Source organism: Ruegeria sp. BHSC037 (assembly GCF_059613045.1).
In genome coordinates, this window is sequence record NZ_JBXWRT010000001.1 from 39,455 (window position 1) to 60,182 (window position 20,728).

Genomic DNA, 20,728 nt, shown 5'->3' on the forward strand with positions numbered 1-20,728 from the left:
TCTGACAGTCTTCGAACTGGCCCTTTCGGATCGTGCGGAAGGTCTAGTTTCCCGGCGAGCGCCGCGATGGCTCCGGCCATGGTCTGGAACCCGCGGATCGGGCGCAATCGCTGCATGATCGATGGCACAATAGACACGCCCGCGGATCTTGGGGCCGAACTTCCTGACGCAACGGTGGATCGCCGAGGCATCGACTGTCATCCCGCACTCGCCCACCATACCGCGAACGTCGCGACACGACAGCGGATAGCGGCAAGACCAGCACACCGTGCCAGTTTCCTATTTTTTGAAGGAAAACCTCTTTTCGCAAACGCCCACCGGCGGGCTTCGAACCGGCGACCGGACTGATCCAGCTGAAGCCACCGGGTTTGAATGTTCGTCAGTTCGTACAAAAACGCACCCGAACGGACTGGCCCAGTCGTGGTGCTTGCGCTGCGCGATAGCGACACGGCGGAACACCTGAATGACCCGCACTTCTTTTGCACTGACCATATCCACCCTGATGGCATGCGCCTTTGCAACCGCCGCCGCCGCTGGCGATGCCCCGGTCCTGACCGGGAAACTGGGTGATCAGACCTTTCTGATAGATGCCAACAAGATGACGCTGTACACGTTCGACAAGGACGAAACGGGCAAGTCCAACTGCTATGACCAATGCGCCGTGAACTGGCCGCCGCTGGCCGCAGCCGCCGGAACCGACCAGCCCAAGAACTATTCGTTGATCCAGCGCGATGACGGTACGATGCAGGTCGCCTACAAGGGCCAACCCCTGTATCTGTGGATCAAGAACAAGCAACCCGGAGACATGACCGGCGACGGCGTCAAGGGTGTCTGGCACACTGCGCGACCCTGACCCCGGACCAGAAGGGCGACCGGATCCGGTCGCCTTTCGTCAACGCGATAAGACAGACATTCCACAAACAAATCGAAGACGCTCTGCCCGATTTTTGGCGGTTTGCGTTCGCGCTGACCCGAAGCCACAACCAGGCCGATGACCTGGTGCAGGATGCCGTTCTGCGCGCGATAAGAAAAAAGGGGCTTAGATGGCCGGACCACCCGGTCAAACCTTGGGCGATGAAGATCCTGCTCAACTGCTATCGCAACGACAGCAGGCGCGCCGCCGGCGTCCCGGCCTCTGACCGCCAAGCGCTGGATCAGCTGGCCTCGCCCGAGGCCGCCGCCGAAGAGCGTTTGAAACTGCGCTAGCTGAGGCGTCAGATCGGTGCCTTGCCGGAGGATTAGAAACTTGTACTGCTGGCGGTCAAGGTTGCGGAGCAGACCTATGCCGAGACCGCCCGATTGCTGGGGATCCCGTAGGGCACCATCACGTCCCGTCTGTCGCGCGCGGGCACGACTGCAAGCCGCCGAAGAACCGCCGAAAACGTCACGATTGCGGAGCGTGAAATGACGACCGAACCGACCATTGAAACTCTGATGCAGGCCGCTTTCGACGGCCAGTTGACGCCATCTCAGCAGGACCGTCAGGATCGGCACCTGGCCGCGCATCCCGCCGACCGTGCGCGGCTTGCGACAATGATCCCGCAGCCGGGATGATCGGCGCCTTGGTGCCGCAGCCTGATCCCGCGCAACTGGACCGACTGATGCGCGGGGCACGTCAGAGTACCGGTCATGCCGGGTGCAGGCGGCTGGGCGCACCCGTGATCGCGCCGGAACTGGGGGACACCGGTTACCGGCTGATCGGTGGGGGGTTGTTGCCTCTGGGTCATGGCCTGGCAGCAGTCTTCCATTATGAAAACGAATCCGGCGACCGCCTCAGCCTGTTTGCCGACCTGGCCACGGGCCCGGCTCAACCCTCGTTTCAATACCGGCGCGACGGGGATTTGGGCATCGTGATCTGGCAGGATGGGCGGTGGGAATACTCCATGGTAGGCCGCTCCGGTCACCAGGTCATCGAAACCATCCCGCGCAAGGCCCATGAAGAACTGATCTGACCGAATTATTCCGCCGCGCGCACCCGGTCAGGCGCGGTCAGTCTTTGCCACGCGTCGTATTGTGACAGGAAGACCTGCCCGTTCAGTTCGTCAAGGAAGTGGGACTGTTTCAAGCGGTCCATGACGGGGCCCTTGACCTCGCTCAGATGCAGGCCGACGCCCATGTCGCGCAGGCGGTGATTGATCGCCTCGAGGCTTTCAAGCGCCGAGAAGTCGACCTCGTTCACCGCCGAGAACATCAGCACCACGTTGCGGATCTCGCAGCCCTCGGTCACGCGCGACTGGATTAGGTCCTCGAGGAATCGGGCGTTCACGAAATACAGGCTTTCATCCACCCGCAGCGTGACCAGCGTGGGGTCGGTTTCGACCTTGTGGCGCTTGATGTTGCGGAAGTGCTGGGTGCCCGGCACCAGCCCCACCTCGGCCACATGCGGGCGCGAGGTCTTGTACAGATGCAGCAGGATCGAGATTGCCACACCGCTGGCCACGCCGGTCTCGACCCCGGCCAGCAGGGTCAGCACGATGGTGGCGGCGACGGCTGCAAAATCGGCCCGCGAATAGCCCCAGGTCTTTTTCAGGATCGACAGGTCCACCAGGCTGAGCACCGCCACGATGATCGTCGCGGCCAGCGTCGCCTTGGGCAGGAAATAGACCAGCGGGGTCAGGAACAGCGCGGCGATCGCCAGCCCGCCGGCGGTATAGATGCCCGCCGCCGGGGTCTCGGCGCCCGCGTCGAAGTTCACCACCGAGCGCGAGAACCCGCCGGTGACCGGAAAGCCCCCGGTGAATGCGGCACCCAGGTTGGCCGCGCCCAAGCCGATCAGTTCCTGATCGGGGTCGACGCGCTGGCGTTTCTTGGCGGCCAGCGTCTGCGCGACCGAGATACTTTCGACAAACCCGATGATCGAGATCAAGATGGCGGGCACCAGCAGCGCGCCGATCAGATCCGAGGACACCCCCGGCAGGGTCAGCGGCGGCAGGCTCTGGGGCACCTCGCCCACGATCTTGACGCCTCGCGCGTCCAGCCCGAAGGCCCAGACCGACAGGGTTGTGGCCACCACCGCCGCCACCGGCCCGGCCTTGGTCAGCACATCCGCCAGCAGCGGTGGCACCCCCATACGCCGCAGCGCGGGTTTGAGATTATTGCGCACCCAGAACAGGAACGCTGTGGCCAGCACGCCAATCACCACGGTGATCGGGTTGGTCTGGTTCAGATGCGCAAGGATCGAGCCCAGCATCTCCGGCAGGGTATGCCCATGCGCGCTGACCCCCAGGATATGTTTCAGCTGGCTGGTGGCGATCAGGATGCCTGAGGCGGTGATGAAGCCGGCGATCACCGGATGGCTGAGGAAGTTGGCCAGAAAGCCCAGCCGCAACACGCCCAGCAGCACCAGGAACCCGCCCGACAGAAAGGCCAGCGTCAGCGCCGCCACCGCATATCCGGCGGTGCCCTGTTCAGCCACCTGCCCCACCGCACTTGCCGTCAGCAACGACACCACCGCGACCGGACCCACCGCCAGCGCCCGGCTGGTGCCAAAAATTGCATAGAGGATGATCGGCAAGATCGAGGCGTAGATCCCCGCCTCGGGCGGCAGCCCCGCCAGCAGCGCATAGGCCAGCGATTGCGGGATCAACATGATCGTCACGATCACCGCCGCGATCATGTCATTGGACAGCGCCGCCCGGTCGTACCGGCGGCCCCAGTCGAGAATGGGAAGGTAGCGATAAAGGCTCTGCATGGGGTCTCGTCCTGGAAAGGCGGCGGTCAGAGCGAGGAGGCTCTGACCGCCAGGTCTTGGCCGGACATCCGCAGCGTCAGGCCAGAACTTGCACCGGTTCGGCCGGCATCGGGTTCGGAGGCGGCAGGTTGTTTATTCGGCCGCCACCTTCAGCGGTTCGGGCTTGGCCATCCATTCCTTGCCCTTCAGCATCGCCGACCAATAGACCGGCGGCAGCAGCTTTTCCTTCAAGAACCAGGCCGCGCGGCTAGGTTTGGTGCCGTCAATAAGGAACTTTGGGAAGCTGGGCTTCAGGACACCGCCATAGCCGAACTCGGCCAGCACGATCTTGCCGCGTTCCACTGTCAACGGGCACGAGCCGTATCCGTCATAGGCCGCCACCGGGGCGCGGCCCTCGATATCGGCCACGATGTTGTCGGCCACCACCGGCGCCTGCTTGCGCGCCGCCGCCGCGGTCTTGGCGTTTGGCGCGTTCATCACGTCGCCCAGCGACCAGATGTTGTCATAGCTCTTATGGCGCAGCGTCGCCTGATCGACATCGACCCAGCCCACCGCATCCGCCAGCGGCGAGACCCGGATGAAGTCTGGCGCCACCTGCGGCGGGCAGACATGCATCATGTCGAATTCGACCGTCACCTGCTCGGGCTGCTCGTTGGGCTTGGCCACCTTGAACGTGGCGGTCTTCGCCGCCCCGTCCACCGCCACCAGATTGTGGAAGAAATTGAGCGTGGCGTCATATTTCTTTACGTATTCCATCAACGCCGGGACATAGTCGTTGACCCCGAACAGCACTCCGCCCGCGTTCATGAACTGGATGTCGATATCCTTGAGAACCCCGCGCCGGACCCACGCATCTCCCGACAGATACATCGCCTTCTGCGGCGCGCCCGCGCATTTGATCGGCATCGGCGGCTGGGTGAACAGAGCCCGGCCCGCCTTCAGCCCTTCGACCAACTGCCAGGTATAGGGCGCCAAGTCATAGCGATAATTCGAGGTCACGCCGTTGCGGCCCAGCGTTTCTTCCAGCCCTTCGACCGCGCCCCAGTCCAGCTTGAGCCCCGGAGACACCACCAGACGGTCGTATTTGACCACCCGGCAGCCATCCAGAATGACGGCATTGTTCTGCGGCTCGAACGCGGCAACGGCGGCCTTGATCCATTTGACCCCGCGTGGGATCAGCGAACCCATGGTCTTGGCCGTCTGTTCCGGCGTGAACACGCCGCCGCCCACCAGGGTCCAGCCGGGTTGATAATAGTGCACGTCCGACGGGTCGATGATGGCGATCGACAGGTCGGATTTGCGCGCATGCAGGCTAGCGGCGGTGGCGATGCCCCCTGCCCCGCCGCCCACGATCACCACGTCAAAGGACGCATCGCCGGTGTCGGTGGGCGTCTTGCCGCCATTGGCGATACGGCGGGCGACACCGCTCATGTCGTACCCGGCAACCTTGGTCGCGGTCAGGATCTCCGAAACAGGGCGTTTGTGCGCGGCCTCGTGCAGCGACCACAGGGTGGCCGAACGCGTGCCCGTCCGGCAATAGGCCAGGATCGGACCCGGCAGCTCGGTCAGGGCCTGACCGAAGGCGCGGGCATCTTCGTCGCGGACCAGGCCAGATTGGACCGGAACGTACCGGGCTTCGATACCCAGCCTTTCTGCAGCGGCCTCGATTTCCTCGAAAGTGGGCTGGTCGGCGCCTTCACCGTCGGGCCGGTTGCAGATAATGGCGCGGAACCCCGCCGCCTTGATGGCGGCAAGGTCGTCCGACGTGATCTGCGGCGAGACCGACAACTTGTCGGAGATTTTCCTGATTTCCATCGTCGCCTCCCGCGATCAGAGCTTGTTGACCGGCACCTTCAGCATCTGATTGCCGTCTTGGTCGGTCGGAATTTCGCCCGCCCGGATATTGACCTGGATCGACGGGATGATCAGCGTCGGCATCGCCAGCGTCGCGTCACGCTCGGTGCGCATCTTGATGAACTCGTCCCGCGACTTGCCGCCGCCCACATGGATGTTGTGCGCCTTTTCCTCGGCCACCGTGGTCTCCCACTTCACCTCGCGCCCGCCGGGCATGTAGTCGTGGCACATGAACAGCCGGGTCTCGTCCGGCAGGCTCAGCACCTTCTGGATCGAGTCATAGAGCGTACCGGCATCCCCGCCCGGGAAATCGGCGCGCGCCGAGCCACCATCGGGCATGAACAGTGTATCACCCACAAAGGCCCCATCGCCGATCACATGGGTCATGCAGGCCGGCGTATGGCCCGGCGTGTGCATGGCAAAAGCGGTCATGTTGCCGATCTTGTAGGTCATGCCATCGGTGAACAGCGCATCAAACTGGCTGCCGTCGCGCTGGAACTCGGTGCCTTCGTTGAAGATTTTGCCGAAGACCTCCTGCACGATCTTGATGTTCTCGCCGATACCGATCTTGCCGCCCAGCTTCTGCTGGATGTAGGGCGCCGCCGACAGGTGGTCGGCATGCGCATGCGTCTCGATGATCCACTCCAACTTCAGCCCCTGCTTTTCGATCTCGGCGATCAGCAGATCGGCATGTTCAAAGGTGATCCGGCCGGCGGCATAGTCGATGTCCATCACGCTGTCGATGATCGCGCAAGCGTTCGACGTGGGGTCCTTGACGATATAGCTGATCGTCGCCGTCGCCTCGTCGTAGAAGCCCTGAACCTCGGGCTTGACGCTCAGATCGACCGGATACTCGGCAATCGGCGTTGCAATCGCATCCGCCATCCGCTGGTTGTGGGCGTCGATTGATTTCTGATCGTTCATGATTGTGTCTCCTCTTGGGCGCTCAGGCCTTGGCCGAGCGCGAAAACAATGGTTTGCCCTGCAGGATCCGGGCCAGGACCAGGCCCACGGCGACGGCCCCCAGGAACAACACCACCTCCCACCGTCCGGTACCCAGGGCCGGGAGGGCCGCTCCGGGGCAGAACCCGGCAATACCCCACCCGATGCCGAACAGGGCCGAACCACCGATCAGCTTGCCGTCGATGACGGTCGAGGTCGGAATCTGGAACCGCGCGGCGAACAGGGGCGCGTCCCGGCGCCAAATCAGCCGATAGCCGATGAAGGTCACCACAAGCGCACCGCCCATCACGAAGGCAAGGCTGGGGTCCCAGGTGCCGGCAATGTCAAAGAAGTTCAGGACCTTGGCCGGGTTCATCATGCCCGAGATGGCAATCCCAACGCCGAAGACGAGGCCGGTCAGGAAGGTATGAAACAGTTTCATCGGCTTACCCTCCGATCACATGGCGAATGATGAAAACGGTGATGGCCGCGGTCGCCATGAAGGTCGGTACCGCCACCAGCGACCGCACCGACAGGCGCGACAGGCCGCAGACACCGTGGCCCGACGTACACCCGGACCCGAGGCTGGCACCGAGTCCGACGATGACACCTCCGACGGCAATCATCAGCGGGCTGACCGGTACGTCAATCGCGGGCATCGTGCCGGTGACCGCGAAGATCAGCCCCGGCGCCACGATCATGCCTGCCACCAGAGCCAGACGCCATGAGAACTCCGAGACGTTCTCGGGAAAAACCAGCCCCGACATGATCCCGGTCGCCCCCATGATGCGACCCAGCCCTAGCATCAGAAGAACGGCCCCCAGGCCGATCAGCAAACCGCCCCCGAAAGAAGCGAAAGGTGTAAATACAGTCTCCATGTCAGGTCCTCTTACAGGTTTTGATGCCGAAGGCACCGTAAAGCGGGCAGATCCGCAGCGCCGAAGTGATCAGCATCACTACGCCGACAATTACTGCACCCCATTTTCCGATGCCGCCGTCGAAAAACGGCAGTTTGCTGGCAAATGCCAAGTACAACAGGACCAGCCCCAGCGTAGCACGCAGAATTCGGTCGAGCGTTCCCACATTGGTGGCCATTATGCCCTCTACATTCCAAGTCTTGAATAACACATAGGGCAGGTTTCCGGCCCCTTCAGTGACAATGTCACGAAAGCCGGTGGATTTCAGGAAAAACTCAGCCGCTTTGCGCCAGCGACTGCAATGCAGCCTTGTCGGCAAGGGTGACTCGCCCGCGCGACTGGGTGATCAACTCGCGCTTCTGAAAATCGTTCAGGACACGAGAGATCACTTCACGGGCGGTTCCAAGCTCGTCGGCCAGTTGCTGGTGGGTCACCTGTATCTCGGACGCCTCGCCTGCCAGCGCCAGCAACCGTTCCGCCAACCGCACATCGATGCGCCCGAAGGCGACATCATCAACCACCCGCAACAGATCGATCAACCGGCGCGAATAGGCCTCGAAGACAAAGCTGCGAAACGCGTCTTCTTCGGCCGCCAGCCGGTCGAACTCGGCCTTTGGCAGAACAACGGCCGTCACGTCCGTTTCCGCGATCCCCTGGGCATTGTATGCCTCCTCGGCCAGCATGCAGGCCGTGGTCAGAACGCAGCTGTCGCCGGCCTCGACGCGATACAGCACGATTTCGCGCCCCGTATCGGACCGCTGGGACACCCGAATTCGACCAGCGTAAAGAAACAACAGGCTTTCGGGCACATTGTCCGGGCCAAACACCTGCGCACCCTTCGCAACCCGCACCATACGCGCCGCCTTGCGCAGCCGGTCGCGGACCCGGTCCGGCAAGCGGCGAGTTCCATTGAACCGGTCGGTCCAGTCCGGCTGCGTCATGTTGGCGTTCGCATCTATATACCGATGCTCCTATCCATCGTTGGCCCCACCGGCCACCATGTTGCGGACCCAACTTGCGGGCCGGATCCGCGAACGTCAAGCAATCGCCGCCGGGGTTTCAAGTGGCCCGGCGTTGCGCTTACAGCGCCGCGCGGAACAGCTGGGTCAGGTTGTCCTCGGTCAACTCGATCGGGTTTCCGCCGCAGGACGGATCGACGATCGCACCCTTGACCAGGTCGGGGATCGCATCCTCGGTCACGCCCAGATCGGACAGGTTGCGCGGGATGCCCAGCGAGTCGTTGAATTCCTGCACGAAGGCCCGAAATCCGTCGAACCCACCCGAAATGCCCAGATAGGCTGCGGCCGCGTCGAACCGGTCGGCAATCGCAGCGGCATTGAACTCCAGAACCGCGGGCATGCAGACCGCGTTGGTGGTGCCATGATGGGTGTTGAACACCGCGCCGATCGGGTGGCTCATGGCGTGGACTGCACCCAGCCCCTTCTGGAAAGCCGTCGCTCCCATGGCGGCCGCACTCATCATCTGGGCGCGGGCCTCAATGTCGGTGCCGTCCGCATAGGCGCGCGGCAGATAGTCCTTGACCAACCGCATCCCCTCCAGCGCGATGCCCTGGCTCATCGGATGGTAATGCGGGCTGGAATAGGCCTCGACACAATGCGCAAAGGCATCCAGGCCGGTGCCGGCGGTGATGAATTTCGGCATGCCCACGGTCAGTTCAGGGTCGCAGATCACCACGGTCGGCAGCACCTTGGGGTGGAAGATGATCTTCTTGGCATGGGTTTCCGAGTTGGTGATGACGCTAGCACGGCCCACTTCCGAGCCGGTGCCGGCCGTCGTCGGCACCGCGATGATCGGCGCGATCGCGTCGGCGTCCGCGCGGGTCCACCAATCGCCAATATCCTCGAAATCCCAGACCGGCCGGATCTGACCGGCCATGAAGGCGACCATTTTGCCCAGATCCAGCCCCGAGCCGCCACCAAACGCGATCACACCGTCATGTTCCCCCGCCTTGTAGGCGGCCACACCGGCCTCGAGATTCTTTTCGTTCGGGTTCGGGTCGACCTCGCTGAACAGGCTCCGGCCCAGGCCTGCGGCCTCGAGAATGTCCAGCGTTGTCGCGGTGATCGGCAGATCGGCCAGACCGCGGTCGGTCACCAACAGCGGGCGCTTGATCCCCGCCGCCGCGCAGGCCTCGGGCAGTTCCTTGATGCGGCCAGCACCGAATTTGATCGTGGTCGGATAGGACCAGTTTCCAACAAGACTCATGTCAGCTTTCCTTGTGTCTAAGGCCTGCCCCGGCGAGGGGGTCGGTCCGGGGCAGGCAAATCGCCCTCAGCCCGTCACCTTCTTCAGGTGGTAGGATTTGGGACGTGTCAGGTTGTGATATCCGATGACCGACAAGCCGCCGCCACGGCCGGTATTCTTGCACCCGGTCCAGCACAGGCCCGGGTCCAGATAGTCGGCCCGGTTCATGAACACGGTTCCGGTCTCGATCCGGTCGCCGATGCGTTCGGCCCGCGCCACGTCGCGCGTCCACAGCGAGGCGGTCAGGCCGAATTCGCTGTCATTCATCAGGGCAATGGCCTCGTCATCCGAGGACACTTTCATGATCCCCACGACCGGGCCGAAGCTTTCGTCGCGCATCACGCGCATGTCGTGGGTGACATTGGTCAGGATCTGCGGCGTCAGATAGGCGCCGCCGTCATCCTCGGCAAAGGTCTCGATATGCGCCACGGCGCCGGCGGCCACGGCCTCGGCGATCTGCGCGCGCACCTCGTCTGCAAAGCGCACGTTGGCCATCGGTCCCAGCGTCGTCTCAGGGTCCAGCGGATTGCCCAGCTTGTAGCCCTTGACGATCTCGATCGCCTTGGCAACGAAATCGTCATACAGGCTCTCATGCACATAGATACGCTCGATCCCGCAGCAGCACTGGCCCGAGTTGAACATGGCCCCGTCGATCAGCGTCTCGACCGCCGCATCCAGATCGGCGTCGTCCATGACATAGCCAGGATCCTTGCCCCCCAACTCGGTGCTGACGGGGGTAAAGGTGCCGGCAGCCGCCCGTTCCATCGCCTGCCCTCCGGCAACCGAGCCTGTGAAGTTCACGAAATCGAACGCCTTGCCAGCGATCAATTCGTTGGTCACGTCATGGCTCAGAAACAGGTTCTGGAACACATCCTCGGGCACGCCTGCCGAATGGAAGGCCCGCGCCATCCGCTCACCCACCAACAGGGTCTGCGTGGCATGTTTCAGCACAACCGTGTTGCCCGCGATCAAGGCGGGCGCCACCGTGTTGATCGCCGTCATGTACGGATAGTTCCAGGGCGCCACAACGAACACCACTCCATGCGGCACGCGCTTGATGTAGCGCTTGAATGTTTCGTCCTCACCCACGGCAATATCGGCCAGCGCATCGCTCGCGATGCCCGCCATATAGGTCGCGCGTTCGTTGAAACCGCCGAACTCGCCGCCATAACGCACCGGCCGGCCCATCATCCGCGCCAGTTCCGGCACGATCTCGTCATTCATCGCCCCCACGGCTGCAACGCCGGCCATCACCAGATCGATCCGCTCCTGCAAGGGCCGCGCCGCCCAATCCGCCTGCGCTGCACGTGCCCGGCCCGCTGCGGCGAATGCCGTGTCACGATCCAGCGCAGTCCGCTCGGCAAACACCGATCCGTCGATCGGCGAGATACATTTCAACACCTGACCCATGGTCACTCCATCCTCAAGCAAAACAGGCCCGCTGCTTCATCTGGCCAAAAATATCACGGGGAGCGTGAGGGGCTGGCCCCTCACATCCGCCCTTTATGCCCGCTCGAACCCGCGGGCAATCTCCCAATCGGTCACCACGCGCTCGAATTCCTCGATCTCGACCTCGGCGGCACGCACATAGTGGTCCACCACGTCATCGCCCATGGCCGCCCGCAGCATGGACGACCCATGCAACGCATCCCGCGCCGCGCGCAGGTTGCCCGGAATCATGCCCGTATCCCCCTGATAGACATCGCCCTTGGTCGGCGGCTGCAGCTCCAGCCCCTCCTCGATGCCCGCGATCCCTGCGGCCAGCATTCCGGCGATGGCCAGATAGGGGTTCATGTCCGAACCCGGAATCCGGCACTCCACCCGCACCGCCTTGGTGCCATCGCCGCACAGCCGGAACCCCGCAGTGCGGTTGTCCACCGACCAGATGATCCGCGTCGGCGCGAAGGTGCCTTTCATGAACCGCTTGTAGCTGTTGATGTAGGGCGCCATGAAATAGGTATAATCAGCCGCGTATTTCAGCACGCCCGCCATGTAGCTCTTCATAAGGTCCGACATGCCCAGCGGGTCGGCCTTGTCAAAAAATGCCGGCTGCCCGTCCGCCCAAAGCGACTGATGCACATGCGACGAACTTCCGACCCGGTCATGATGCCATTTCGGCAGGAAGGTCGCCGCATGGCCCTGCTGGAATGCAATCTCCTTGACCGCGTTCTTGGCGATCGAGTGATACTCGGCCGTCTGCATGGCCGGGGCGTATTTGATGTTCAATTCTTCCTGGCCGGCCTCGGCCTCGCCCTTTGAATTCTCGACGGGAATGCCCGCGTTCCACAGGTGATTGCGGATCGGCCGCATCACATGCTCTTCCTTGGTGGTCTGAAGGATGTGGTAATCCTCGTTGTAGCCCGAGATCGGCTGCAGGTCGCGGAATCCCTCCTTGCGGATCTGGTCGAAGCTCTTCTCGAACAGGAAAAACTCCAACTCGGTCGCGCACATCGCCTCATAGCCCATGGCCTTCAGGCGATTGACCTGCTTCTTCAGAATGGCGCGCGGAGAATGCGGCACCTCTTCATGCGTGTGGTGATCCAGCACGTCGCACATCACCATCACCGTGCCCTCTAGCCACGGCACCGGGCGCAGGGTGCTCAGGTCGGGCTTCATGACATAGTCGCCATAGCCGCGCTCCCAGCTGGTCGAGGCATAGCCGTCCGGCGTCGCCATCTCAAGATCGGTGGCCAGCAGGTAGTTGCAGCAATGGGTCTCGCGCCACGCGCCGGCCACGAAATGCCCCGCATGAAAGCGCTTGCCCATCAGGCGGCCCTGCATGTCCACCATGCAGACAAGCACGGTATCCACATCGCCTTCATCGACCTGGACCTTCAGATCCGCCAAAATCGCGTCAATGCCCATTGTTCTCATTCCTCGTCACTTCCAAGACCCCGGCCTAGTCTCACACTGGCGAACTTGCTCTTGCGGTCACCCGCGCCCGAACGGGCACCGGCCAGAACCCCCGGCGCACGATTGAACCCGCGCGCCGGAGTATCAGATTTAGCTATAGCGATATGGACGCCCGGCCTTCTGCATGTCGGCGTTGTAGCGCTTGATGATCTCGACGACCTTGGCCTTGGTCTCGGACTCGGCGGCGATCTCATCCCAGAAGGCAACGGCGGCCGCTTCGACCTGCGCCCATTCCTCGTCGGGGATGGTGGTCAGCTTCAGCTTGTCACCATTCACGCGCAGCGATGCCTCGCCGCCCCAGTACCACCACTGACGGTAGTAGTGCGACTGGTCGGTGCAGACACGGAACAGGGTCTGCAGGTCTTCGGGCAATTCGTTCCAGCGGTCCATGTTGGCAAAGAACGACCCGGCCCAGGCGCCCGAGATGTTGTTGGTCAGGAAGTAGTTGGTCACATCCGCCCAGCCGACGGTGTAATCCTCGGTGATGCCCGACCAGGCGATGCCGTCCAGCTCGCCGGTCTGCACGGCAACCTCGATGTCCTCCCACGGCAGGGTCACGGGGACCACGCCAAACTGCGACAGGAACCGGCCCGCCGTCGGGAAGGTGAAGACCCGCTTGCCCTTCAGGTCCTCAAGACTGTTGATCGGGTCCTTGGTGGCGAAATGGCACGGGTCCCAGGCGCCGGCCGAGATGTGCTTGACGCCCACCTTGGAATATTCTTCGTCCCAGATCTCGTTCAGACCGTACTGGTTGAACAGGACCGGAACGTCCAGCGAATAGCGCGAGGCAAACGGGAAATAGCCGCCGAACACGGTTACCTCAGTGGGAGAGGCCATCGAGTCATCATCCGACTGCACCGCGTCGATCGTGCCGCGCTGCATGGCGCGGAACAGTTCGCCCGTGGGCACCAGCTGGTCGGCATAGAACAGCTCGATCTGCATCCGGTCGCCGGCGATCTGGTTGAACATCTTGATGGCCGGATCGATCACATGCTCGGCCAGCGCGGGGCCGGCATATGTCTGCATGCGCCAGCGGATCGTGGATTGCGCCAGTGCGGGCGTGGCCAGCGCGGCTGCCGGGGCCGCGGCGGCCCCTTTCAGGAATGTGCGTCTGTTCGTCATCTTCTCTCTCCGTTGTCGGTTTCTATGGGCGAGAGACCATCCTCTCGCATGTGCCCCGGTGTGTCCGGGGTCATTTGTTGTAGATGTAGTCGGGCAGCCACAGCGCGATCTGCGGGAAGGTCATGATGATGGCCAGCGCCAACGTCATCACCATCACGAAGGGCAGAATCGAGCCGTAGATGTCGCGCAGCGAAATCTCGGGCGGGGCCATGGCCCGCATCAGGAACAGGTTATAGCCGAAGGGCGGCGTCATATAGGCGATCTGCGTGGTGATCGTGTACAGCACCCCGTACCAGATCAGGTCGAACCCCAGTTCCCCCACCAGCGGCACGTACAGCGGCGCAACGATCACCAGCATCGCGGTGTCGTCCAGGAAGGTGCCCATCACGATGAAGCTTAGCTGCATCAGGATCAGGATCACCCACGGGTTCAGGCCCAGCCGTTCGGTGAACAGCGTCTCGATCGCGCGCACGGCGCCCAGCCCATCGAACACCGCGCCAAAGGCCAGGGCGGCCAGGATGATCCACATGAACATGCAGGTGATGCCCAGGGTCGAACGGACCGAGACCTCGAACACCTTGCGCGTCATCCGCCCTTTCAGAACCGCGGCGGCAAAGGCCGTCAGCGCACCGATGGCCGAGCTTTCGACCAGCGAGGTCCAGCCATTGACGAAGGGCACCATCATCGCTGCGAAGATCGCCAGCGGCAGCAGACCCGCGCGCAGCAGCCGTAGCTTCTCCGCCATTGGCACGTCGCGCTCTTCCTTGGACAGGGCCGGGCCGAGTTCCGGGTTTATCCGGCAGCGGATCACGATGTACAGGATGAACATCCCCGCCATCATCAGGCCCGGCAGGATACCCGCCAGCCACAGCTGCCCCACCGGCTGACGCGCGATCATCGCATAGAGAACCAGCACCACCGACGGCGGCACGAGAATGCCCAGCGATGACCCGGCCTGGATAACCCCGGTCACCATCTTCTTATCATAGCCGCGTTTGAGCAGCTCGGGCAGCGCAATCGTGGCCCCGATCGCCATGCCTGCCACGCTCAGCCCGTTCATTGCCGAAATCAGCACCATCAACCCGATCGTGCCGATAGCCAGCCCGCCATTCAGCCCGCCCATCCAGACATGGAACATCTTGTACAGGTCGTCGGCGATTTTGGACTCGGCCAAAACGTAACCCATGAAGATGAACATCGGCAGCGTCAGCAGCGGGTACCATTTCATCAGCTTCATCGCGGCCGAAAACCCGATATCATAGCCGCCGCGGTCTCCCCACAGCAGCAGCGCAGCCACCACAGCCACAAAGCCGATGGCACCGAACACGCGCTGACCGGTCAGCAGCATCAGCATCATGGTCGAGAACATCAGAATGGCGATCAATTCATATGACATCAGATCACCTCGCGCGGGATGTCATCGCCCTTGAGGCGCAGAATATCTTTGAAAAGCTCACAAATGGCCTGCAGCAGCATCAGGATCAGCCCCACGACCATGATCACCTTGATTGGCCACAAATAGGGGCGCCACGCGGTCGGGCTGCGCTCACCATACTGCAGGGAGTAGCTGAGCGAGTCGAAGCCGCCATAGATCATCACACCCAGGTAGAAGATCAGGAACAGCACGGTAATGGCGTCGGTCCAGGCCCGGCGCCGGTGCGACCATTCGCTGTAGAGAAGGTCCATCCGCACGTTCGAGCCCATCTGGATCGAATACGGCCCGCCCAGGATGTAATAGGCCACCATCGCGAACTGCGCGACTTCGAGCGTCCAGAGCGACGGAAGGAAAAAGGTCTTCGAGATCGACGACCACAACAGGATACCCATCATCACGAAGATGCCGTACATCACGACCCGCCCGATCCAGCGGTTCATGCGGTCGATGACCGCAACATATCCCCGCATGAAATTCATACCTGCTCCTCTGTTCCGGTTGGCGAAAATGCCGCGATGGTCCGGGTCAGAACCGGGGACAGAATGCCAGCCATACGGTTGACCCCAGCGGGCGTGTCGATCAGGTCGTTGCGGACCTCGATCATCACGTTCGGAAGGCCGCGGGCGACGCCGTGCTTGCTCAGGGTGTGGGTCACGCCATCGGCGGCCGAATAGGGTTCGTTCAAAGCGGTCCTCAGGCCGCAGCCTGCGACATGGTCCAGCATCACCCGAGCCGCGCGCTCGTCCTGATCGTGCAGGATGCCCAGTTCGACGTCGCGCCTTTGTCCTTTGTAGACCGGGGTGAAACTGTGGATCGTGATCAGAACCGGTGGTTCCGGGCGCGCGTCCAGCGTCTTGGACAACAGATCCCGGAACGGTTCGTAGATTTCACGCACCCGTTGGGCACGTTGGGCCGGGGTCAGGTTCCGGTTGCCCGGCACCTCGAACACTTCGCTGACCTCGGGCATGGAATCGGCGCGTTCGGGCGGGCGGTTGCAGTCATAGACCAGCCGGCTGACCCGGGCCTGCACCAGCGGCGCATCCAGGGCGCCCATCAACTCGACCGCAAGCTCCAACGCGCCGATATCCCAGGCGGCGTGAGAGCGGGCCGCCTCCGCTTCGAGCCCCAAACCGTCCAGCGCCGCCGGAATGAACCGGCTGGCATGCTCGCACACCAGCACTGCCGGGGCGCGGCCAAGCGCGTTCAACACCCGTGCGGCGGGTGCTTCGATCGGTGACAGCAAAGGAGACTCGGGCGCGGCAATCATGAGTAGCATTTGTTACAGCGAAATTCAGCCTGTCAAGAAAATTTCTGTAGACAAAATTACATTCGATCATATTCTGTAACGAATTGAATAATACGAGGGCGCCGATGGCCTCTGTCGCCAAGACCGTCAAGCAACGCATCCAGGACGAGCTTGATGACCTGACCCGATCCGAACGTCAGCTGGGCTCGATCCTGCTGCAGGATTATCCGATGGCCGGGTTGCAATCGATCACCAAGCTGGCCGCGGCGGCGCAGGTCTCGACCCCGACGGTGATCCGCATGGCGCGCAAACTGGGCTTTGACGGCTTTCCCGCCCTTCAGGACGCCCTGCGCGAGGAGGTCGCCGCGCAGATCAAGAAGCCGATCTCGAAACGCGACGCCTGGATCGTCGACGACGAGACCGAGCACCCGATCACCCGTTTCGCGCAGGCCGTCTGGACCAACATGCGGCACACGCTGGAGCGGCTGGACAAGTCCATGTTCGACGCCGTGGCCCAGTTGCTGGCCGATACCGAGCGGCATCTCTATGTCGTGGGCGGCCGCATCACCCGCTCGAACGCCGACTACCTGTTCAACCACATGCAGATCATCCGGCCCAACGTGACGATGCTGGGCAACTCGGCCAACGTGTGGCCGCAATACCTGCTGGACATGGATGACAGCTCGGTCCTTGTGATCTTCGACATCCGCCGCTACGAAGCGCATCTGGAGAAGCTGGCGCAGGTGGCATCGGATCGGGGTGTGACGGTCGTTCTGTTCACCGACCAGTGGGGCTCACCCATCGGGCGGACGGCGGACTACACGTTCCACGCACTGGTCGAGGCCCCGTCGAGCTGGGATTCCACCATCGCACTTCAGCTGATTTCCGAGACCCTGATCGCCGAGGTGCAGGAAGCCCGCTGGGAAGAAAGCAAGGAACGGATCGAAGAACTGGAGCGGTATTTCTCGACCACGCGGATTTTCCGTAGCCTCGACAACTGACCGCTCACGAGCCTTGGCAACCGGTGGACAAAACTGTTGTTCCGCCGATGTCACCCATATATCGTAGCTGCGACGAGGCTCGCTGCAACATCGGGTAGCCGCACCCCCAGAGTGCCTGAGTGAGGCGGAATCCGGCCGGTCGATCTGGCAAGAAACCGCCACACATTGCACTCCGGCGCCCCTTGCGACTTCAGAAGGCCGGGCGAGGCTGGTAAATCCCGGGTTTGGCTGCGGCCCAAGCTTGTCACAGCCCCGGATCCGCGCATGAATGACAAAGGTTGACCGATCGTGAGCCCGAAGCACCCCGAAAATCTCCGCCCGGACCCCGAGCTTCAATCCGCACGCAGGCAGGGATCGACCTTCCTGTTGCTGACCTTCCTGTTCAGCGTCTTCGTCAACATCCTGATGTTGACCGGGCCGCTGTTCATGCTTCAGGTCTATGACCGCGTCCTGTCCTCGCGCGCGGTCGAGACGCTGACGGCGCTGTTTCTGCTGGTCGCCCTGCTCTATGGCCTGATGGCAATGCTGGACTATGCCCGCGGGCGGATCATTGCCCGGTTCGGCGCCAGGTTTCAGTCCGACCTGGACGAACGTGTGTTCGACGCGACCCTGCGCCATGCTCTTTATCCTCAGGCCCGGGCCACACCCGCCCGGTCGCTGCGCGACCTCGAGACCATTCAGACCCTGTGTGCCTCGCCCGTATTTCTGGCGATGATGGACCTGCCTTGGACGCCGGTGTTTCTGGCCGCCATCTTCATTTTCCACCCTCTTCTGGGCTGGCTCGCGGTGGGGGGCGGGATTCTTCTGATCGTCATTGCGGTCGTGAACCAGATCCTGACCCACCATAAGGTCGCCGAAGCCCAGGTCGCGTCGGCCAAGGCCAACGCCTTTTCCGAAAGTGCCCGTCAGGCGGTCGAAGTGGTGCGATCGCAGGGCATGCAGCGGGACGTTACCGACCGGTGGCTGCAACAGAGATCGCAGGCCTTGTCGCAGAGCATTTCGGCCAGCGACTGGACCGGCAGCTTCAGCGCGCTGACGAAATCCCTGCGGCTGTTTCTGCAGTCGGCCATGCTGGCACTGGGCGCCTGGCTGGTGCTGCAGAACGAGATGACGGCGGGCGCGATGATCGCGGGGTCAATTCTGCTGGGACGGGCGCTGGCACCTGTGGAACAGATCGTGGGCCAATGGGCGATGGTCGAACGGGCGCGCATGGCGTGGAAGGGCCTGAACCAGTTTTTGGCCCGAACACCCAGGGAGCCGTCGCGCACCAAGTTGCCGGTTCCCGCCGCGCGGCTGGTGGCCAAGAACCTGACGGTGATCCCTCCGGGCACCAAGACACCGACCCTGCGTGGGGCGTCTCTGGTGCTGGAGCCCGGCAAGGCGCTTGGCGTGATCGGCAAGAGCGGATCGGGCAAGACCACTCTGGCCAAGGCGCTGCTGGGACTGTGGGCGCCGGCGGCGGGCGAGGTTCGCCTGGGCGGCGCAACCCTCAGCCAGTATGACCCGGACGATCTGGGCCGTCACATCGGCTATCTGCCGCAGCAGGTCACCCTGTTCAACGGAACCGTGGCCGAGAATATCGCTCGGATGTCCCTGTCGCCTGACGCCGAGGCCGTCGTGGCCGCCGCCAAGAAGGCCAATGCGCATGAACTGATCCTGAGCCTCGAGAAAGGGTATGACACGTTTCTGGAAGGCAATGACAGCCAACTGTCGGGCGGTCAGAAACAGCGGATCGCCTTGGCGCGCGCTCTGTATGGCGACCCGGTCGTGCTGATCCTGGACGAGCCCAATTCGGCGTTGGATGCCGACGGAACGGACGCGCTGAACGCGGCCATCCGCAATCTCAAAGCCGAAGGCAAGGCGGCCATCATCATGACGCACCGGCCCCAGGCCATTTCAGAGTGCGACGACCTGGCTGTGGTAGAACGGGGCCAGATCGTTAAATTCGGACCGCGCGACGATGTTCTGAGCGCAATGGTGCAGAACGCGGGCGTCATCAAGCGACAGCTCAAGAAGGTGGGTGAATAGACATGGCCAACCAAGTTTCGCGCCCGGCCTGGCGGATCACCGTTCCGGCCCTAGTGGGTTTTGCCGCACTGACGATCCTGATCGGCGGCGTCGGCGTTTGGAGCACGCGGACCAGACTGGCCGGGGCGATCGTCTCGCCCGGCGTCGTCGAAGTCCAGAGCAACCGGCAGGTGATCGAGCACCCTGACGGCGGGGTCGTGGGCGAATTGTACGCCCGCGATGGCGACCATGTCGCCCAGGGAGACCTTCTGTTGCAGTTGGACGGCACCTTCCTGACGTCCGAGAAGGCCATCATCGAATCTCAGTTGTTCGAGTTGCTGGCGCGGAAGGTGCGGCTGGAAGCGGAACGCGATGGCGCCAAGGTCGACGAACTGGACGCGCGCATGCGCTATCTTGCGCGGATGGAACCGATCGACCCGGATTTGATCGCCGGACAAAGAAGCCTGTTCCTGGCGCGATCCGATACCTTGGCCCAGAAGATCGACCAGCTGGGCAAGCAACGGAATCAAATCGAAAGCGAAATCGCCGGAACCGAGGCCCAACTGGTGTCACTGACCAAACAGGTCGATCTGATCCGGCAAGAGCTGGAGGATCAGAACGACCTTTTTGCCAAGGGCCTGACCCAGGCCAGCCGGGTGCTGGCCCTGCAGCGCGAAGAGGCCAGCCTGACCGGTGAAATCGGGCGGCTGGAGGCAACGGTGGCCCGCCTGAAGGGACAGATCGCCGCGACCGAAATCCAGATCGTCGAGCTGGCGTCCGCACGGCGCGAGCAGGCGATCACCGAGTTGCGGGAAGTGCAGGCGCAGATCGTGGAGCTGTCGCAGCGTCGCCTGTCGCTGACCGAGCGCCTGTCGCGCCTGGACATTCGCGCCCCGGTCGCTGGTACGGTCTTCGGTAGCCAGGTCTTTGCAGCGCAATCCGTGGTTCAGCCCGGCGAACCCATGATGTACATCGTCCCCGACGATACGCCCTTGCTGGTGGCCGCGCGCGTGGACGCGATCCATGTCGACCAGCTGCACGTGGGACAACCCGTCACCCTGCGGTTTCCGGCCTTCAACCAGAGGGAAACCCCCCAGATCGACGGCCATGTAATCAACGTGTCAGCCGACGCGCTGACCAATGAAAAGACCGGGCAGGCCTATTATCGGACCGAGGTGGCCCTGGACGATGGCCAGACCGAACGGCTGAATGGCCAGACCCTGCTGCCCGGCATGCCGGTCGAAACTCTGATCAAGACCGACGAGCGCACGCCGCTGTCCTATCTGGTCAAGCCCATGACCGACTATTTCAACCGGGCCTTCCGCGAATAGCGCG

21 protein-coding genes are annotated in these 20,728 nt (G+C 62.9%); 7 read left to right on the forward strand and 14 right to left on the reverse strand.

Annotation, left to right across the window (positions count from 1 at the left end):
* Positions 1 to 463: 463 nt before the first annotated feature.
* From AC2FMN_RS00220 to AC2FMN_RS00235, 4 genes are all read left to right on the forward strand, one after another.
* Entirely contained in the window at positions 464 to 853 is a 390-nt protein-coding gene (locus tag AC2FMN_RS00220; RefSeq protein WP_496685202.1) for a COG4315 family predicted lipoprotein, read from the forward strand.
* Positions 778 to 1,206 carry an RNA polymerase sigma factor gene (locus AC2FMN_RS00225; protein ID WP_496685205.1) on the forward strand — a complete coding sequence of 143 codons (429 nt, stop codon included), beginning with the start codon at positions 778 to 780 and terminating at the stop codon, positions 1,204 to 1,206. Before AC2FMN_RS00220 ends, AC2FMN_RS00225 begins: the two co-directional genes overlap by 76 nt.
* A gap of 198 nt (positions 1,207 to 1,404) precedes the next feature.
* Positions 1,405 to 1,554, forward strand: coding sequence for a hypothetical protein (locus AC2FMN_RS00230; protein ID WP_496685207.1), 150 nt, complete (start codon positions 1,405 to 1,407; stop codon positions 1,552 to 1,554).
* The gene (locus tag AC2FMN_RS00235) at positions 1,551 to 1,952 is read left to right on the forward strand and encodes a hypothetical protein (RefSeq protein ID WP_496685209.1); all 402 of its coding nucleotides are present in this window, start codon (positions 1,551 to 1,553) and stop codon (positions 1,950 to 1,952) included. Before AC2FMN_RS00230 ends, AC2FMN_RS00235 begins: the two co-directional genes overlap by 4 nt.
* A gap of 5 nt (positions 1,953 to 1,957) precedes the next feature.
* On the opposite strand, the gene AC2FMN_RS00240 is transcribed toward AC2FMN_RS00235, so the two are convergent.
* From AC2FMN_RS00240 to AC2FMN_RS00305, 14 genes are all read right to left on the reverse strand, one after another.
* Positions 1,958 to 3,691 (reverse strand): SulP family inorganic anion transporter, encoded by a 1,734-nt coding sequence (locus AC2FMN_RS00240; protein WP_496685211.1) that lies wholly within the window; start codon positions 3,689 to 3,691, stop codon positions 1,958 to 1,960.
* 132 nt (positions 3,692 to 3,823) lie between these two features.
* On the reverse strand, positions 3,824 to 5,506 hold the full coding sequence (locus tag AC2FMN_RS00245) for a bifunctional protein tyrosine phosphatase family protein/NAD(P)/FAD-dependent oxidoreductase (RefSeq protein ID WP_496685212.1): 1,683 nt from the start codon (positions 5,504 to 5,506) through the stop codon (positions 3,824 to 3,826).
* A 15-nt stretch (positions 5,507 to 5,521) separates the two neighbouring features.
* Positions 5,522 to 6,406 carry an MBL fold metallo-hydrolase gene (locus tag AC2FMN_RS00250; RefSeq protein WP_496685732.1) on the reverse strand — a complete coding sequence of 295 codons (885 nt, stop codon included), beginning with the start codon at positions 6,404 to 6,406 and terminating at the stop codon, positions 5,522 to 5,524.
* Positions 6,407 to 6,491: 85 nt separating this feature from the next.
* The gene (locus tag AC2FMN_RS00255) at positions 6,492 to 6,929 is read right to left on the reverse strand and encodes a DUF6691 family protein (RefSeq protein ID WP_496684259.1); all 438 of its coding nucleotides are present in this window, start codon (positions 6,927 to 6,929) and stop codon (positions 6,492 to 6,494) included.
* Positions 6,930 to 6,933: 4 nt separating this feature from the next.
* A complete protein-coding gene (locus AC2FMN_RS00260; RefSeq protein WP_496684262.1) occupies positions 6,934 to 7,365 on the reverse strand; it encodes a YeeE/YedE family protein in 432 nt (143 codons plus the stop codon).
* 1 nt (position 7,366) lies between these two features.
* Positions 7,367 to 7,582, reverse strand: coding sequence for a YgaP family membrane protein (locus AC2FMN_RS00265; protein WP_496685214.1), 216 nt, complete (start codon positions 7,580 to 7,582; stop codon positions 7,367 to 7,369).
* Between the two features lie 97 nt (positions 7,583 to 7,679).
* Complete coding sequence (locus AC2FMN_RS00270) at positions 7,680 to 8,345, reverse strand: Crp/Fnr family transcriptional regulator (RefSeq protein WP_496685216.1); 666 nt, start codon at positions 8,343 to 8,345, stop codon at positions 7,680 to 7,682.
* A gap of 139 nt (positions 8,346 to 8,484) precedes the next feature.
* Positions 8,485 to 9,630, reverse strand: coding sequence for an iron-containing alcohol dehydrogenase (locus tag AC2FMN_RS00275; RefSeq protein ID WP_496685218.1), 1,146 nt, complete (start codon positions 9,628 to 9,630; stop codon positions 8,485 to 8,487).
* A 66-nt stretch (positions 9,631 to 9,696) separates the two neighbouring features.
* The gene (locus AC2FMN_RS00280; protein ID WP_496685220.1) at positions 9,697 to 11,079 is read right to left on the reverse strand and encodes an aldehyde dehydrogenase family protein; all 1,383 of its coding nucleotides are present in this window, start codon (positions 11,077 to 11,079) and stop codon (positions 9,697 to 9,699) included.
* 93 nt (positions 11,080 to 11,172) lie between these two features.
* Positions 11,173 to 12,534 carry a glutamine synthetase family protein gene (locus AC2FMN_RS00285; protein WP_496685221.1) on the reverse strand — a complete coding sequence of 454 codons (1,362 nt, stop codon included), beginning with the start codon at positions 12,532 to 12,534 and terminating at the stop codon, positions 11,173 to 11,175.
* A 138-nt stretch (positions 12,535 to 12,672) separates the two neighbouring features.
* Entirely contained in the window at positions 12,673 to 13,704 is a 1,032-nt protein-coding gene (locus AC2FMN_RS00290; protein ID WP_496684279.1) for a TRAP transporter substrate-binding protein, read from the reverse strand.
* Positions 13,705 to 13,774: 70 nt separating this feature from the next.
* The gene (locus AC2FMN_RS00295) at positions 13,775 to 15,100 is read right to left on the reverse strand and encodes a TRAP transporter large permease (protein WP_170448192.1); all 1,326 of its coding nucleotides are present in this window, start codon (positions 15,098 to 15,100) and stop codon (positions 13,775 to 13,777) included.
* The gene (locus AC2FMN_RS00300) at positions 15,100 to 15,618 is read right to left on the reverse strand and encodes a TRAP transporter small permease subunit (protein WP_496685223.1); all 519 of its coding nucleotides are present in this window, start codon (positions 15,616 to 15,618) and stop codon (positions 15,100 to 15,102) included. The genes AC2FMN_RS00295 and AC2FMN_RS00300 overlap by 1 nt, the downstream gene beginning before the upstream one ends.
* The gene (locus AC2FMN_RS00305) at positions 15,615 to 16,406 is read right to left on the reverse strand and encodes an N-formylglutamate amidohydrolase (RefSeq protein ID WP_496685735.1); all 792 of its coding nucleotides are present in this window, start codon (positions 16,404 to 16,406) and stop codon (positions 15,615 to 15,617) included. Before AC2FMN_RS00305 ends, AC2FMN_RS00300 begins: the two co-directional genes overlap by 4 nt.
* A gap of 104 nt (positions 16,407 to 16,510) precedes the next feature.
* On the opposite strand from AC2FMN_RS00305, the gene AC2FMN_RS00310 reads away from it, so the two are divergent.
* The 3 genes from AC2FMN_RS00310 to AC2FMN_RS00320 all read left to right on the forward strand — a co-directional run bounded on the left by AC2FMN_RS00310 (position 16,511) and on the right by AC2FMN_RS00320 (position 20,724).
* On the forward strand, positions 16,511 to 17,386 hold the full coding sequence (locus tag AC2FMN_RS00310; protein ID WP_496685226.1) for a MurR/RpiR family transcriptional regulator: 876 nt from the start codon (positions 16,511 to 16,513) through the stop codon (positions 17,384 to 17,386).
* 288 nt (positions 17,387 to 17,674) lie between these two features.
* A complete protein-coding gene (locus AC2FMN_RS00315) occupies positions 17,675 to 19,414 on the forward strand; it encodes a type I secretion system permease/ATPase (protein ID WP_496685228.1) in 1,740 nt (579 codons plus the stop codon).
* Positions 19,415 to 19,416: 2 nt separating this feature from the next.
* The gene (locus AC2FMN_RS00320; protein WP_496685230.1) at positions 19,417 to 20,724 is read left to right on the forward strand and encodes an HlyD family type I secretion periplasmic adaptor subunit; all 1,308 of its coding nucleotides are present in this window, start codon (positions 19,417 to 19,419) and stop codon (positions 20,722 to 20,724) included.
* Positions 20,725 to 20,728: the final 4 nt, after the last annotated feature.

Coding starts and splice junctions, on each gene's coding strand:
- AC2FMN_RS00220 (WP_496685202.1), top strand. CDS start 464: ATGACCCGCACTTCTTTTGCACTGACCATATCCACCCTGATGGCATGC.
- AC2FMN_RS00230 (WP_496685207.1), top strand. CDS start 1,405: ATGACGACCGAACCGACCATTGAAACTCTGATGCAGGCCGCTTTCGAC.
- AC2FMN_RS00235 (WP_496685209.1), top strand. CDS start 1,551: ATGATCGGCGCCTTGGTGCCGCAGCCTGATCCCGCGCAACTGGACCGA.
- AC2FMN_RS00240 (WP_496685211.1), bottom strand. CDS start 3,691: ATGCAGAGCCTTTATCGCTACCTTCCCATTCTCGACTGGGGCCGCCGG.
- AC2FMN_RS00245 (WP_496685212.1), bottom strand. CDS start 5,506: ATGGAAATCAGGAAAATCTCCGACAAGTTGTCGGTCTCGCCGCAGATC.
- AC2FMN_RS00255 (WP_496684259.1), bottom strand. CDS start 6,929: ATGAAACTGTTTCATACCTTCCTGACCGGCCTCGTCTTCGGCGTTGGG.
- AC2FMN_RS00260 (WP_496684262.1), bottom strand. CDS start 7,365: ATGGAGACTGTATTTACACCTTTCGCTTCTTTCGGGGGCGGTTTGCTG.
- AC2FMN_RS00265 (WP_496685214.1), bottom strand. CDS start 7,582: ATGGCCACCAATGTGGGAACGCTCGACCGAATTCTGCGTGCTACGCTG.
- AC2FMN_RS00270 (WP_496685216.1), bottom strand. CDS start 8,345: ATGACGCAGCCGGACTGGACCGACCGGTTCAATGGAACTCGCCGCTTG.
- AC2FMN_RS00275 (WP_496685218.1), bottom strand. CDS start 9,630: ATGAGTCTTGTTGGAAACTGGTCCTATCCGACCACGATCAAATTCGGT.
- AC2FMN_RS00280 (WP_496685220.1), bottom strand. CDS start 11,079: ATGGGTCAGGTGTTGAAATGTATCTCGCCGATCGACGGATCGGTGTTT.
- AC2FMN_RS00285 (WP_496685221.1), bottom strand. CDS start 12,534: ATGGGCATTGACGCGATTTTGGCGGATCTGAAGGTCCAGGTCGATGAA.
- AC2FMN_RS00290 (WP_496684279.1), bottom strand. CDS start 13,704: ATGACGAACAGACGCACATTCCTGAAAGGGGCCGCCGCGGCCCCGGCA.
- AC2FMN_RS00295 (WP_170448192.1), bottom strand. CDS start 15,100: ATGTCATATGAATTGATCGCCATTCTGATGTTCTCGACCATGATGCTG.
- AC2FMN_RS00300 (WP_496685223.1), bottom strand. CDS start 15,618: ATGAATTTCATGCGGGGATATGTTGCGGTCATCGACCGCATGAACCGC.
- AC2FMN_RS00305 (WP_496685735.1), bottom strand. CDS start 16,406: ATGATTGCCGCGCCCGAGTCTCCTTTGCTGTCACCGATCGAAGCACCC.
- AC2FMN_RS00310 (WP_496685226.1), top strand. CDS start 16,511: ATGGCCTCTGTCGCCAAGACCGTCAAGCAACGCATCCAGGACGAGCTT.
- AC2FMN_RS00320 (WP_496685230.1), top strand. CDS start 19,417: ATGGCCAACCAAGTTTCGCGCCCGGCCTGGCGGATCACCGTTCCGGCC.